Annotated in this window: 15 protein-coding genes; 11 read left to right on the top strand and 4 right to left on the bottom strand. The window is 69.1% G+C overall.

The window, feature by feature from the left end; all coding sequences use genetic code 11:
• The first annotated feature begins 78 nt into the window (after nt 1-78).
• From OHA99_RS11355 to OHA99_RS11310, 10 genes are all read left to right on the top strand, one after another.
• Nucleotides 79-513: a hypothetical protein gene (locus tag OHA99_RS11355; protein WP_007387658.1), complete on the top strand. Its 435-nt coding sequence runs from the start codon at nt 79-81 to the stop codon at nt 511-513.
• A gap of 210 nt (nt 514-723) precedes the next feature.
• Complete coding sequence (gene atpB, locus OHA99_RS11350) at nt 724-1,563, top strand: F0F1 ATP synthase subunit A (RefSeq protein WP_042821733.1); 840 nt, start codon at nt 724-726, stop codon at nt 1,561-1,563.
• A gap of 75 nt (nt 1,564-1,638) precedes the next feature.
• The gene (gene atpE / locus OHA99_RS11345; RefSeq protein ID WP_007387656.1) at nt 1,639-1,863 is read left to right on the top strand and encodes an ATP synthase F0 subunit C; all 225 of its coding nucleotides are present in this window, start codon (nt 1,639-1,641) and stop codon (nt 1,861-1,863) included.
• A gap of 42 nt (nt 1,864-1,905) precedes the next feature.
• Entirely contained in the window at nt 1,906-2,466 is a 561-nt protein-coding gene (locus OHA99_RS11340; RefSeq protein WP_007387655.1) for a F0F1 ATP synthase subunit B, read from the top strand.
• Between the two features lie 5 nt (nt 2,467-2,471).
• Nucleotides 2,472-3,287: a F0F1 ATP synthase subunit delta gene (locus OHA99_RS11335; protein WP_194279922.1), complete on the top strand. Its 816-nt coding sequence runs from the start codon at nt 2,472-2,474 to the stop codon at nt 3,285-3,287.
• Between the two features lie 188 nt (nt 3,288-3,475).
• Complete coding sequence (gene atpA / locus OHA99_RS11330; protein ID WP_007387653.1) at nt 3,476-5,065, top strand: F0F1 ATP synthase subunit alpha; 1,590 nt, start codon at nt 3,476-3,478, stop codon at nt 5,063-5,065.
• Between the two features lie 21 nt (nt 5,066-5,086).
• The gene (locus OHA99_RS11325; RefSeq protein WP_153177907.1) at nt 5,087-6,004 is read left to right on the top strand and encodes a F0F1 ATP synthase subunit gamma; all 918 of its coding nucleotides are present in this window, start codon (nt 5,087-5,089) and stop codon (nt 6,002-6,004) included.
• Nucleotides 6,004-7,440 (top strand): F0F1 ATP synthase subunit beta, encoded by a 1,437-nt coding sequence (atpD, locus tag OHA99_RS11320; protein WP_405695598.1) that lies wholly within the window; start codon nt 6,004-6,006, stop codon nt 7,438-7,440. Before OHA99_RS11325 ends, atpD begins: the two co-directional genes overlap by 1 nt.
• Nucleotides 7,441-7,571: 131 nt before the next feature.
• Nucleotides 7,572-7,946, top strand: a complete 375-nt coding sequence (locus OHA99_RS11315) for a F0F1 ATP synthase subunit epsilon (protein WP_007387650.1) — start codon at nt 7,572-7,574, stop codon at nt 7,944-7,946.
• Between the two features lie 142 nt (nt 7,947-8,088).
• Nucleotides 8,089-8,535, top strand: coding sequence for a DUF2550 domain-containing protein (locus tag OHA99_RS11310; protein ID WP_007387649.1), 447 nt, complete (start codon nt 8,089-8,091; stop codon nt 8,533-8,535).
• A gap of 93 nt (nt 8,536-8,628) precedes the next feature.
• On the opposite strand, the gene OHA99_RS11305 is transcribed toward OHA99_RS11310, so the two are convergent.
• The 3 genes from OHA99_RS11305 to OHA99_RS11295 all read right to left on the bottom strand — a co-directional run bounded on the left by OHA99_RS11305 (nt 8,629) and on the right by OHA99_RS11295 (nt 12,452).
• On the bottom strand, nt 8,629-10,461 hold the full coding sequence (locus tag OHA99_RS11305; RefSeq protein WP_405695596.1) for a glycosyl hydrolase family 18 protein: 1,833 nt from the start codon (nt 10,459-10,461) through the stop codon (nt 8,629-8,631).
• A 147-nt stretch (nt 10,462-10,608) separates the two neighbouring features.
• Nucleotides 10,609-11,250 (bottom strand): response regulator, encoded by a 642-nt coding sequence (locus tag OHA99_RS11300; RefSeq protein ID WP_405695593.1) that lies wholly within the window; start codon nt 11,248-11,250, stop codon nt 10,609-10,611.
• Entirely contained in the window at nt 11,247-12,452 is a 1,206-nt protein-coding gene (locus OHA99_RS11295) for a sensor histidine kinase (protein ID WP_405695592.1), read from the bottom strand. Before OHA99_RS11295 ends, OHA99_RS11300 begins: the two co-directional genes overlap by 4 nt.
• A 152-nt stretch (nt 12,453-12,604) precedes the next feature.
• Between OHA99_RS11295 and OHA99_RS11290 the strand changes: the two genes are divergently transcribed.
• Nucleotides 12,605-13,285: a hypothetical protein gene (locus tag OHA99_RS11290; RefSeq protein ID WP_405695590.1), complete on the top strand. Its 681-nt coding sequence runs from the start codon at nt 12,605-12,607 to the stop codon at nt 13,283-13,285.
• Here the strand turns inward: OHA99_RS11290 and OHA99_RS11285 are convergent.
• Complete coding sequence (locus tag OHA99_RS11285) at nt 13,282-13,854, bottom strand: cob(I)yrinic acid a,c-diamide adenosyltransferase (protein WP_153177901.1); 573 nt, start codon at nt 13,852-13,854, stop codon at nt 13,282-13,284. The two genes, OHA99_RS11290 and OHA99_RS11285, sit on opposite strands and share 4 nt — an antisense overlap.
• Nucleotides 13,855-13,866 lie beyond the last annotated feature (12 nt).

The raw sequence follows: 13,866 nt of genomic DNA, 5'->3' as shown, positions 1-13,866 counted from the left end.
GAGGACCTCGTCCGGCTCGGGGCTACGCTCGTCCATGACGACACCTGCCCCCTGTGTGTTGAAAGCGGAGTTGCCGCCATGCCGTCCAATGACGTCCGGATCCTGCTTCAGGCTGCCGTGCCCACGGCTGCCGTCGGCGCTGTAGCCGCCGTCGTCAGCGCCGTGGTGGCCGGCGGCAAGGGCGCGGTCGGAGCCGTCGTCGCGACCGTGGTGGCGATGCTCTTCATGGGAATCGGGCTCTACGTCCTGCAGCGCACCGCCAAGTCGCTTCCGCACCTTTTCCAGGCGATGGGCCTGATGCTCTACGCGGCACAGATCCTGCTGCTGTTCGTCTTCCTCGCCGCGTTCAAGAACACGACGCTGTTCAACCCCCGGTCCTTCGCGATCACTTTGGTCGCCGTCACGCTCGCGTGGATCGCCGCGCAGACGCGGGCGCACATGAAGGCCAAGATTCTCTACGTCGAACCCGAGTCGTCGAGCGAGAAGCCCGAGAAGACGGGCCACTCGTCGTGAGGGGTAGGGCCGGGATAAAGAGGCATGTGAAGTCCTGCTATCGTCCGGTGCCAACTGCGGCATCGCGGGCGCGGGCATCCGAGCTGACGCCTGCACGAGCGCGAGGCAAGATGCCCCACAGCCGCCCCCACATCCGTAACACCAGTCCCGTGCCGAACTGCGGCCCCGCGCCGCGCCGACACAACGAGGTTGCCGTACCCATGCGCCACGATGAAGGAGCCCGCGGTGAGTGCTGACCCGACGCAGGTGCTCGCCTTCGAGACCGACTGCCACATTTTCGACGGGTGTGGCTTCCCGGCTCCCGGCCTGCACTCGTTCCTCTTCGAGCCGCTCTGGGGCAACGCAGACGGCAACGGCCTGTACTTCAACAAGCCGATGCTGCTGGCTCTGCTCGGCTCGTTCATCATCGTGGGCTTCTTCTGGGCCGCCTTCAACAAGCCGAAGGTCGTCCCGGGCAAGCTCCAGATGGTCGCCGAGTCCGGCTACGACTTCATCCGCCGCGGCGTGGTCTACGAGACGATCGGCAAGAAGGAAGGCGAGAAGTACGTCCCGCTCGTCGTGACGCTCTTCTTCTTCGTCTGGATGATGAACCTCTGGTCGATCATCCCGGTCGCCCAGTTCCCGGTCACCTCGATCATCGCCTACCCGATGGTCCTGGCCCTGATCGTCTACGTCCTGTGGGTCTCGCTCACCTTCAAGCGCCACGGCTTCGTCGGCTTCTTCAAGAACGTCACCGGCTACGACAAGTCCCTCGGCGCGGTCCTGCCGCTGTCGATGACCATCGAGTTCTTCTCGAACCTGCTGGTCCGCCCCTTCACGCACGCCGTCCGGCTCTTCGCCAACATGTTCGCCGGCCACACGCTGCTGCTGCTCTTCACGATCGCCAGCTGGTACCTGCTGAACGGCATCGGCTTCGCCTACGCGGGCGTCTCGTTCGTGATGACGCTCATCATGACGGCCTTCGAGCTCTTCATCCAGGCCGTGCAGGCGTACGTGTTCGTTCTGCTGACCTGCACCTACATCCAGGGCGCGCTCGCCGAGAACCACTGAGTCCCCGCCCGGCCTCACCCCCCAGCCGTCCGGTGGCCAACCCCCACCGGTCCGTAAAGAAAAGGAAGAACCGGCATGTCCCAGACCCTTGCTGCCGTTGATGGTTCGCTCAGCTCCGTCGGGTACGGCCTGGCCGCCATTGGCCCCGGCGTCGGCGTCGGCATCATCTTCGGTAACGGCACCCAGGCCCTCGCCCGCCAGCCCGAGGCGGCCGGCCTGATCCGCGCCAACCAGATCCTCGGCTTCGCCTTCTGTGAGGCGCTCGCCCTCATCGGTCTCGTCATGCCCTTCGTCTACTAAGACGAAGACCGACGACCGACCCTTTCGACGAAAGGCATTGATGTGACTTCCGCCCTGGTTTTCCTGGCGGCTGAGGGTGAGAAGGAGAACCCCCTCATCCCGCCGTGGCCGGAGCTCGTCATCGGCCTGATCGCCTTCGTCATCGTCTTCGGCTTCCTCGCCAAGAAGCTCCTCCCGAACATCAACAAGGTTCTGGAAGAGCGCCGCGAGGCCATCGAGGGCGGTATCGAGAAGGCCGAGGCCGCGCAGACCGAGGCCCAGAGCGTCCTCGAGCAGTACAAGGCGCAGCTCGCCGAGGCCCGGCACGAGGCCGCGCGCCTGCGTCAGGAGGCGCAGGAGCAGGGCGCCACGCTCATCGCCGAGATGCGCGCGGAAGGCCAGCGGCAGCGTGAGGAGATCATCGCCGCCGGTCACGCCCAGATCCAGGCCGACCGCAAGGCCGCCGCGTCCGCGCTGCGCCAGGACGTCGGACAGCTGGCCACTCAGCTGGCCGGCAAGCTGGTCGGGGAGTCCCTCGAGGACCACGCCCGCCAGAGCCGTGTGATCGACCGCTTCCTGGACGAGCTGGACGACAAGGCGACGACGGCAGAGGCAACCCGATGAGTGGGATGCACGGAGCGAGCCGCGAGGCTCTTGCCGCCGCACGCGAGCGTCTCGACGCGCTGACGGACTCCACGTCCGTGGACGCCGGCTCGCTCGCCGACGAGCTGGCCGCCGTCACCGCGCTGCTCCACCGCGAGGTGTCGCTGCGTCGGGTCCTCACCGACCCGGCGCAGTCCGGCGAGGCCAAGGCCGAGCTCGCCCAGCGCCTCCTCGGCAACCAGGTCAGCGGCACCGCCGTCGACGTGGTCGCCGGCATGGTGCGCTCCCGCTGGTCGCAGTCCCGCGACCTGGTGGACGCGCTGGAGGAGCTGGCGAACACCGCCGACCTCACCGCCGCGCAGAAGCGGGGCCGGCTCGACAACGTGGAGGACGAGCTGTTCCGGTTCGGCCGGATCGTCTCCTCCAGTACCGAGCTGCGCGCCGCGCTCACCAGCCGGTCGGCCGGCACCGCGGCCAAGGGCGAGCTGCTGAGCGACCTGCTCGGCGGCCGGGCGGAGCGGACCACCGAGCGTCTGGTGACGCGCCTTGTCACCGCGCCGCGGGGACGTAGCCTGGAGTCGGGACTCGAGTCCCTGTCCAAGCTCGCCGCCGACCGGCGCGACCGGATGGTCGCCGTGGTCACCTCGGCGGTGCCGCTGAGCGACACGCAGAAGCAGCGCCTCGGCGCGGCCCTCGCGAAGGTCTACGGCCGTCCGATGCACCTCAACCTCGACGTGGACCCCGAGGTCCTCGGCGGGATCCGGGTGCAGGTCGGTGACGAGGTCATCAACGGCTCCATCGCGGACCGCCTGGAGGACGCCGGCCGCCGTCTGGCGAGCTGACGGCTCCCGCGACGGCGGTCGCGACAACAGCACAGCAACAACAGCAGTAGCAGAGCAGTAGCAGTACGTACTTACGACGGCCCTGGTTGGGCCGTGCAGAGGATTCACCTCTCATTGGGGGGAGTCCCGACTCGTGGAATACCCCCCAAGTGAAACTTCGGGCCCAACAAGGAGAGCAGGGAACTCAGATGGCGGAGCTCACGATCCGGCCGGAGGAGATCCGGGACGCACTGGAGAACTTCGTCCAGTCGTACAAGCCGGACGCGGCCTCGCGCGAGGAGGTCGGTACGGTCACCCTTGCCGGCGACGGCATCGCGAAGGTCGAGGGCCTGCCCTCGGCCATGGCCAACGAACTGCTGAAGTTCGAGGACGGCACCCTCGGCCTCGCCCTCAACCTCGAGGAGCGCGAGATCGGTTGCGTCGTCCTCGGTGAGTTCAGCGGCATCGAGGAGGGGCAGCCGGTCTCGCGTACCGGCGAGGTCCTCTCCGTGGCCGTCGGCGAGGGCTACCTCGGCCGCGTCGTCGACCCCCTCGGCAACCCGATCGACGGCCTCGGCGAGATCGAGACCAGCGGTCGCCGCGCCCTGGAGCTGCAGGCCCCCACGGTCATGCAGCGCAAGTCGGTGCACGAGCCGATGGAGACCGGCTACAAGGCCGTCGACGCCATGACCCCGATCGGCCGCGGTCAGCGTCAGCTGATCATCGGCGACCGCCAGACCGGCAAGACCGCCCTGGCCGTCGACACGATCATCAACCAGCGCGACAACTGGCGCACCGGCGACCCGAACAAGCAGGTCCGCTGCATCTACGTCGCCATCGGCCAGAAGGGCTCCACCATCGCGTCCGTGCGCGGCGCGCTGGAGGAGAACGGCGCGCTGGAGTACACGACCATCGTGGCCGCCCCGGCGTCCGACCCGGCCGGCTACAAGTACCTGGCGCCGTACACCGGCTCGGCCATCGGCCAGCAGTGGATGTACGAGGGCAAGCACGTCCTGATCATCTTCGACGACCTGTCGAAGCAGGCCGACGCCTACCGCGCCGTGTCGCTGCTGCTGCGCCGCCCGCCGGGCCGCGAGGCCTACCCGGGTGACGTCTTCTACCTGCACTCCCGTCTGCTGGAGCGCTGCGCGAAGCTCTCCGACGCCGAGGGCGCCGGCTCGATGACCGGTCTGCCGATCGTCGAGACCAAGGCCAACGACGTGTCGGCGTTCATCCCGACCAACGTCATCTCCATCACCGACGGCCAGTGCTTCCTGGAGTCCGACCTGTTCAACGCCGGCCAGCGTCCGGCCCTGAACGTCGGTATCTCGGTCTCCCGCGTCGGTGGCTCCGCCCAGCACAAGGCGATGCGCCAGGTCTCCGGCCGACTGCGCGTGGACCTTGCCCAGTTCCGTGAGCTGGAGGCGTTCGCCGCCTTCGGATCCGACCTGGACGCCGCGTCGAAGGCGCAGCTGGAGCGCGGTCAGCGCATGGTCGAGCTGCTGAAGCAGAACCAGTACCAGCCGATGGCCACCGAGGACCAGGTCGTCTCCGTCTGGGCCGGTACCAACGGCAAGATGGACGAGGTGCCGGTCGCCGACATCAGCCGCTTCGAGAAGGAGCTGCTCGAGTACCTGCACCGCCAGGAGCAGGGCCTGATGACCTCCATCAAGGAGGGCGCCAAGATGTCGAACGACACCATCCAGGCCATCGACGACGCCGTCGCCGCGTTCAAGAAGCAGTTCGAGACCTCGGACGGCAAGCTGCTCGGCGAGGACGCCCCGTCCGCCGCCAAGTGACGTAAGGAAGGGACCTGACTCATGGGAGCCCAGCTCCGGGTCTACAAGCGTCGCATCCGATCCGTCACCGCGACCAAGAAGATCACCAAGGCGATGGAGATGATCGCCGCCTCGCGCGTCGTCAAGGCGCAGCGCAAGGTGGCGGCCTCCACGCCGTACGCGCGGGAGCTCACCCGCGCGGTCACGGCGGTCGGTAACGGGTCGAACACGAAGCACCCGCTCACCACGGAGGCGGAGAACCCGACCCGTGCCGCGGTCCTGCTCTGCACGAGCGACCGCGGTCTGGCCGGCGCCTTCAACTCCAACGCCATCAAGGCGGCGGAGCAGCTGACCGAGCGCCTCGAGCGCGAGGGCCGGCAGGTCGACACGTACATCGTCGGCCGGCGCGGTCTGGCCCACTACAACTTCCGCGAGCGCAAGGTCGCGGAGTCGTTCTCGGGCTTCACCGACGAGCCGGCGTACGCGGACGCCAAGAAGGTCGCGGCGCCGCTGATCGAGGCCATCGAGAAGGACACGGCCGAGGGCGGCGTGGACGAGCTCCACATCGTCTACACCGAGTTCGTCTCGATGATGACGCAGACGGCGGTCGGCTCCCGGCTGCTGCCGCTGAGCCTCGACGAGGTGGCGGAAGAGTCGGGCACGAAGGACGAGATCCTTCCGCTGTACGACTTCGAGCCGTCGGCGGAGGACGTCCTCGACGCCCTGCTGCCGCGCTACGTCGAAAGCCGCATCTACAACGCGCTGCTTCAGTCGGCTGCCTCCAAGCACGCCGCCACCCGGCGCGCGATGAAGTCGGCCACCGACAACGCGGGCGAGCTGATCAACACGCTCTCCCGTCTTGCCAACGCGGCCCGCCAGGCCGAAATCACCCAGGAAATCAGCGAGATCGTCGGTGGCGCCAGTGCCCTGGCCGACGCGAACGCGGGGAGTGACAACTAATGACCACCACTGTTGAGACCGCGACGGCCACGGGCCGCGTCGCCCGGGTCATCGGCCCGGTCGTCGACGTGGAGTTCCCCGTCGACGCGATGCCGGACATCTACAACGCGCTGCACGTCGATGTGGCCGACCCGGCCAAGGAGGGTGAGCTCAAGACGCTGACCCTCGAGGTCGCCCAGCACCTCGGTGACGGCCTGGTCCGCACCATCTCCATGCAGCCCACCGACGGCCTGGTCCGCCAGGCCCAGGTGACCGACACGGGCGCGGCCATCTCCGTCCCCGTCGGCGACTTCACCAAGGGCAAGGTGTTCAACACCCTCGGCGAGGTCCTCAACGTCGACGAGCAGTACGACGGCGAGCGCTGGCCGATCCACCGCAAGGCCCCGAACTTCGACGAGCTCGAGTCGAAGACCGAGATGTTCGAGACCGGCGTCAAGGTCATCGACCTGCTGACCCCGTACGTCAAGGGCGGCAAGATCGGTCTGTTCGGCGGCGCCGGCGTCGGCAAGACGGTGCTCATCCAGGAGATGATCTACCGCGTCGCCAACAACCACGACGGTGTCTCCGTGTTCGCCGGTGTCGGTGAGCGCACCCGTGAGGGCAACGACCTCATCGACGAGATGAGCGAGTCGGGCGTCATCGACAAGACCGCGCTGGTCTTCGGTCAGATGGACGAGCCGCCGGGCACCCGTCTGCGCGTCGCGCTGGCCGGCCTGACCATGGCCGAGTACTTCCGTGACGTCCAGAAGCAGGACGTGCTGTTCTTCATCGACAACATCTTCCGCTTCACCCAGGCGGGTTCCGAGGTGTCGACCCTGCTCGGCCGCATGCCTTCCGCGGTGGGCTACCAGCCGAACCTGGCCGACGAGATGGGTCTCCTCCAGGAGCGCATCACCTCGACCCGTGGTCACTCGATCACCTCGATGCAGGCGATCTACGTCCCCGCGGACGACCTGACCGACCCGGCCCCGGCCACCACCTTCGCCCACCTCGACGCGACGACGGTGCTCTCCCGTCCGATCTCCGAGAAGGGCATCTACCCGGCCGTGGACCCGCTGGACTCGACGTCCCGCATCCTCGACCCGCGGTACATCGCGGCGGACCACTACCAGGCCGCGATGCGCGTGAAGAACATCCTGCAGAAGTACAAGGACCTCCAGGACATCATCGCGATCCTCGGTATCGACGAGCTGGGCGAAGAGGACAAGCTCGTCGTCCACCGCGCCCGTCGCGTGGAGCGCTTCCTGTCCCAGAACACCCACGTCGCCAAGCAGTTCACCGGCGTCGACGGGTCGGACGTCCCGCTGGAGGAGTCGATCGCGGCCTTCAACGCGATCTGCGACGGCGAGTACGACCACTTCCCGGAGCAGGCGTTCTTCATGTGCGGTGGCATCGAGGACCTGAAGAACAACGCCAAGGAGCTGGGCGTCTCCTGAGCCTCGGCTCACGGTGAGCCGCACGGTTCACCATCCGGAGGGGACGGGCGCGTCCCGTCCCCTCCGGCACGCCCTTTAGACTTGTAACCAACACCCGGCTCTCCCGCCGGGTGGTGACCCGAGGAGCCACCTTGGCTGCTGAGCTGCACGTCGCGCTGGTCGCGGCCGACCGAGAGGTCTGGTCCGGCGAGGCCACCCTGGTCGTCGCGCGCACCACGTCCGGCGACATCGGCGTCATGCCCGGTCACCAGCCGCTGCTCGGTGTGCTGGAGTCGGGCCCGGTGACCATCCGTACGAGTGACGGCGGGACGGTCGTCGCCGCGGTGCACGGCGGTTTCATCTCGTTCGCCGACAACAAGCTGTCGCTGCTGGCCGAGACCGCCGAGCTGGCGGACGAGATCGACGTCCACCGCGCCGAGCGGGAGCTCGAGCGCGCGAAGACGGAGGGCGACGCCCACGCCGAGCGTCGCGCGGACGTCCGCCTGCGCGCTGCGGCGGGACGCTGATCCACAGCACTGTGCGATAGCGTCGTGCCATGACGTCACTCAGCCGCGGCTGGGACCGGAGTCATCCGGACCCGGCCGCGGCTGAGGCAGATCCGGGTGTTTTTTCCGTTCCGTTACCTAGGAGACGAGGAGGTCGGTGTCGATGGCCCTCGCTCTGACTGTGTGCGGAATCGTGGTCGCCCTGGTGGTGATCGGGCTCTTCGTCTTCGGTCTGCGGCGCCGGCTGATCCAGCGCTCGGGCGGCACCTTCGACTGCTCGCTGCGGTGGGACGCCCCCAAGGAGGGGGACACCGGCGGCAAGGGCTGGGCGTACGGGGTGGCCCGCTACAACGGCGACCGGGTCGAGTGGTACCGCGTCTTTTCGTACTCCCCCCGCCCGCGCCGCGTGCTCGAACGCTCCGCGATCGAGGTGGCCGGCCGCCGGGTCCCGGACGGCGAGGAGGAACTCGCGTTGCTCTCCGACGCCGTGGTCCTGGCCTGTCTGCACCGGGGCACACGGCTCGAACTGGCGATGAGCGAAGACGCGCTGACCGGATTTCTCGCGTGGCTGGAAGCAGCCCCGCCCGGACAGCGAGTGAATGTGGCGTAGCCACATTCACTCGCTGGGTGGGGGTCCCCCCGGACGAAGTCTGGGGGAGCGTCAATGTTGCTTAGGCCCTCTCGAACGCCGGGCCCTTGAGGATTACTTCAGGCCGCTGTCGATGGCGCTCACCAGCTCGCCGTTGGCGGTGTCTCCGCTGAACTCCCAGAAGAAGGCGCCACCGAGGCCCTGCTGCTCCGCCCAGTCCATCTTGGACTTGATGGTGGCCGGGGTGTCGTAGGACCACCAGTTGGTGCCGCAGTGGGCGTACGCGGTGCCGGCGACGGTGCCGGTGGCCGGGCAGCTGTTCTTGAGGACCTTGTAGTCCTCGATGCCCGCCTCGTAGGTGCCGGCCGCCGGGCCGGTGGCGGTGCCGCCGGGCGCGGACTGCGTGACGCCGGTCCAGCCGCGGCCGTAGAAGCCGATGCCGATCAGGAGCTTGTCGGCCGGGACGCCCTTGGACTTGAACTTCGCCATCGCGTCGGCGGTGTTGAAGCCCTGCTGCGGGATGCCGTCGTACGCGTTGAGCGGCGAGTGCGGAGCGGTCGGGCCGTTCTTCGCCCAGGCGCCGAAGAAGTCGTACGTCATCACGTTGTACCAGTCGATGGACTTCGAGGCCTCGCCGTAGTCGGCGGCGTCGATCTTGCCGCCGTCCGAGCCGTCGGCGGTGACGGCCGCGGTGATCAGGTAGTCCTGGCCGAACTCGGCGCGCATGGCCTTCATCATGGTGCTGAAGGCGTTCGGGGCGCTGGTCTCGTCGCAGCTGAGGCCGCAGGCGTTCGGGTACTCCCAGTCCAGGTCGATGCCGTCGAAGACGTCGGCCCAGCGCGGGTCCTCGACCAGGTCGTGGCAGGACTTCGCGAACGCGGCCGGGTTCTTCACGGCGTCGGGGAAGCCGCCGGACCAGGTCCAGCCGCCGAAGGAGTAGAGGATCTTGATGTTCGGGTACTTGGCCTTCAGCTTGCGCAGCTGGTTGAAGTTGCCGCGCAGCGGCTGGTCCCAGGTGTCGGCGACGCCGTCGACGGACTGGTCGGCGGTGTACGCCTTGTCGTAGTCGGCGTAGGAGTCGCCGATGGTGCACTTGCCGCCCTGGACGTTGCCGAAGGCGTAGTTGATGTGCGTGATCTTGTCGGCGGAGCCGGAGGTGACCAGGTTCTTCACGTGGTAGTTGCGGCCGTAGACGCCCCAGTTGGTGAAGTAGCCCATCTTGACCTCGGCACCCGGGTTCGGGTTCGGCTCGCCGCCGTCGCCGCCGGTGGTCGTGACCTTCACGGACCCGCTGGCCGGACCGGTCTGGTCGCCGGTGTCGCGGGCCTTGACGCTGTAGGAGTAGTCGGTGCCCTTGGTGAGGCCGTTGTCCGTGTAGGTGGTGCCGGTGACGGTGGCGACCGTCGCGCCGTCGCGCAGGACGTCGTAGTTCTTGACGCCCTTGTCGTCGGTGGCCGCCGACCAGGACAGCTTCACCGAGGTGTCGGTGATGTTCGAGGCGGTGGGCGTGCCGGGCGCGGAGGGGGCCTCGTCGCCGGGGACCGAGGAGCCGTCGCAGCTGCCGCCGTTGATCTTGCAGCCGGACGGGGAGCCCGGGCCGCTGCCGTTGAAGCCGAAGGAGACCGAGGCGCCGGGGGCGAGCGTCCCGTTCCAGCCGACGTTCTTGGCGGTCCAGTGGTCGGCGGAGTTGGTGACGGTGGCGTCCCAGGCGGAGGTGACCTTGGTGCCGGCGGGGAAGTCCCACTCGACGGTCCAGGAGCTGAGGGAGGTGGTGCCGGTGTTCTGCACCGTCCACTTGCCGCCGAAGCCCGTGCCCCAGTCCGAGGTCTTCTGGAAGGTGGCCGTCGCGCTGGTGGCCGCCTGGGCCGGGCTGGCGAGGCCGACCAGGCCGGCGAGGGGAAGCGCCAGGGTCGCTGCGAGTGCCGCGGCTTTGTGTCTGAAGCGCATGTGCGCCTCCTTTTATGGGGATGTTGTCGAGGGCATGACTGAGCCTCATGCCCGCAGTGCGGCGAGAATAGAAAGGTCTGGACCACAGGTCAATAGGTCTGGACCAATGTGGCGGCCAGTGGTTGAACCTGTGACCGACAGGGAAAACTAGATCCCCAACTCCTGCGCCAGCACCGCCGCTTGCACCCTGCTGCGCAGCCCCAGCTTCCCCAGCATCCGGCTGACGTGCGTCTTCACCGTGGCCTCGGCCATCTCCAGCCGCTCGGCGATCGCGGCGTTGGACAACCCCTCGCCGAGACAGGACAGCACCTCGCGCTCACGCCGCGTCAGCTCCCGCAGCACCGAGGGGTCGGCGGCGGGCTCCCGCACCGGCTTCGCGGCGAACTCGGCGATCAGCCGCCGGGTGACGGCCGGCGCCACGATGCCCTCGCCGCCCGCCACCGTGCGCACGGCCGCGATCAGGTCCTTGGCGTCGGTGTTCTTCAGCAGGAACCCGGACGCCCCCGCCCGCAGCGCGCCGAAGACGTACTCGTCCAGGTCGAAGGTGGTCAGCACCAGCACGTCGGCGAGACCCTCCCCGACCACGATCCGGGTCGCCGACACCCCGTCCAGGCGCGGCATCTGCACGTCCATCAGCACCAGGTCGGGACGGAGCTCCCGGGCCAGCTCCACCGCCCGCTCCCCGTCCGGGGCCTCCCCGACCACCTCGATGTCCGGTGCGCTGCCCAGGATCAGCACCAGCCCCGCGCGGACGGCGGACTGGTCCTCGGCGACGAGGACGCGGATCATGCGAGGTCTCCTTCGGTCAGGGGCAGGGTGGCCCGTACGGCCCAGATCTTGTCGCCCGCCGCACCGGGGTCCGCCACCGCCCCCGCCTCGAAGGTGCCGTGCAGCAGCGCGGCCCGCTCCCGCATCCCGACCAGACCGGCGCCGGAGCCCGGGGCGCGCGGGGTGTCCCGGTCGCCGTACGGGCTGGTCACCCGGACCCGCAGGGCGCCCCCGTGCCGGTCGAGGCGGACCCGGACGAGGCCCGGCGCAGCGTGCTTGAGCGCGTTGGTGAGCGACTCCTGCACGATCCGGTACGCGGCCAGCTCGACCGGCGCGGGCAGGTTCTGGCCGGGATCCGCGTCCAGCGCGTCCAGGGTGACGTCGAGGCCGTTGGAGCGGGCGCCGTCGACCAGTGCGCCGAGCCCGTCGAGGGTGGGCGCGGCGGCCGGTTCCGTGTCCCCGCCGTCGTCCCGCAGGATGCCGATCAGGCGTCGCATCTCGGCCAGTCCCGCCACGCTGTTCTCCCGGATCACGCCGAGCGCCTGCCGGGTGGTCGCCGGGTCGTCGAGGGAGAGCGCGGCCGTGGAGTGGATGGCGATCGCGGAGAGGTGGTTGGCGACCATGTCGTGCAGCTCGCGGGCCATCCGGGCGCGCTCGGCGGTCACCGCCTGCGTCCGGTCCATCTCCGCCAGCAGCGCGGTCTGTTCGGCCCGCAGCAGGGCGGCGTCCGCGGTCTCGCGGTGGTTGCGCACGATGAGGCCGGTGGAGGCGGGCGTGAACGTCACGGCGCCCGTGACGACCCCGATCAGCAGCGCCTCCGGCACCCGCAGGACGGCGAAGGGCACCAGCGTCGCCGCGATCGACAGCATCCCGGTGACCCATGGCAGACGGCGTGCCGTGGTGGGCGGTCCGTAGAGGACTGCGGCATACATCAGGTCGGTGTACATCACGATCGTGGCGATGCTGCCCTGGGTCGTGAGGTCCGCGGCCAGCGCGAGCGTGCCGGTCAGCAGGGCGGTGCGCGGTGCGGTGCGGCGCAGCAGTTCGCAGCCGGACATCAGGACGAGCGGCACGAGGAGCGGTCCGCCGCCGTCGAAGACGACCTGGGGATCACCCGACTCGCGGAGGCCCAGCCCGGATCCCCACAGCAGCAGTCCGCCGACGAGTCCGGCGAGCGCGGCCCACAGGTCGAAGCGGGGCGGGCGGGGGAGTCGTGCGGCCATGTCACCATCCAACACGGCCCGCGCCCCGCCCGCCTGATCCCGGGGAAGGGTCCCGCACTGCATCTTTCGATGTACCGGAGGTTCGTCACCACCGACGACGAACCCGGCGGATTGCGACGGGAGCCTGGAAGGGTGAACGAAGGGAGTGCGTCGTGGTCGTCGCGTTGATCATCGCCTGCGAGGTCGGCTTCTGGGTCCTGCTGGCCCTCGGCCTGGGCGCCCGCTACCTGCTGAAGTGGCGGCGCACGAGTGTGGTCCTGCTGCTGTGCGAGCCCGTGCTGGAACTGGTCCTGTTCGCCGTGACGGCGTACGACCTGAAGAACGGCGCCGAGCCCGGCTGGGAGCACGGCCTGGCCGCGCTGTACATCGGCTACACCGTCGCCTACGGCCACTACACGATCCGATGGCTCGACGGCCACGCCGCCCACCGCCTGGCCGGCGGCCCGCCCCCGCGGAAGCCGCCGCGTCACGGGCTGCCCCGGGCCGCCCACGAGGGCCGGATGTGGCTGCGGACGCTGGTGGGTGGCGCCGTCGCCTCGACGCTGCTCCTGGTAGCGATCTGGTACGTCGGTGACGACGGGGACACCGCCGCCCTGGAGGCGACCCAGGGCGCGGTGCTGAAGGTCGTCGGCATCCACGGCCTGATCGCCCTCACCTACCTGGTCTGGCCGAAGAGGGGCCCGGCCGGCATGACGGTGCCAGGGGCAACCGGGTCCAGTCAGGCGCCGGCTGGGAAAACCCTTGAAGGGGCGCGGGGAACTGCGCGACCAGCCACGACGGAGCAGCAGACGAAAGACGGCACCGGTCCCCGGCCCCCTCAGCGGAGCGCCTAGCGTTCTCCGCCCGGCACCCACAGCACGTCCCCGACCTCCTTGTTGGCCACCCGGGCCAGGATGAAGAGCAGGTCGGAGAGGCGGTTGAGGTAGGTCGCGGTGAGCGGGTTCATCGTCTCGCCGTGGGCCTCCAGCGCCGCCCAGGTGGAGCGCTCGGCCCGGCGGACCACGGTGCACGCCTGGTGCAGCAGGGCCGCGCCGGGGGTGCCGCCGGGGAGGATGAAGGAGCGGAGCTTCTCCACCTCGGCCAGGTAGCGGTCGCAGTCCGCCTCCAGCTTGTCGACGTAGAACTGCTCGACCCTGAGCGGCGGGTACTCGGGGTTCTCCACCACCGGCGTGGACAGGTCCGCGCCCACGTCGAACAGGTCGTTCTGGACGCGGACGAGGACCTTCACGACCTCCTCGGACAGGCCGCCCAGGGCGATGGCGCTGCCGATCACCGCGTTCGCCTCGTTGGCGTCCGCGTATGCGGAGATCCTGAGGTCGGTCTTGGGGACCCGGCTCATGTCGCCGAGGGCGGTGGTGCCCTTGTCGCCGGTCCGGGTGTAGATGCGCGTCAGGTTGACCATGGGGCCAGCGTA

The sequence above is a fragment of the Streptomyces coelicoflavus genome, assembly GCF_045041415.1.
Lineage (GTDB): Bacteria > Actinomycetota > Actinomycetes > Streptomycetales > Streptomycetaceae > Streptomyces > Streptomyces coelicoflavus.
This window is presented reverse-complemented; position numbering and strand designations above follow the sequence as displayed.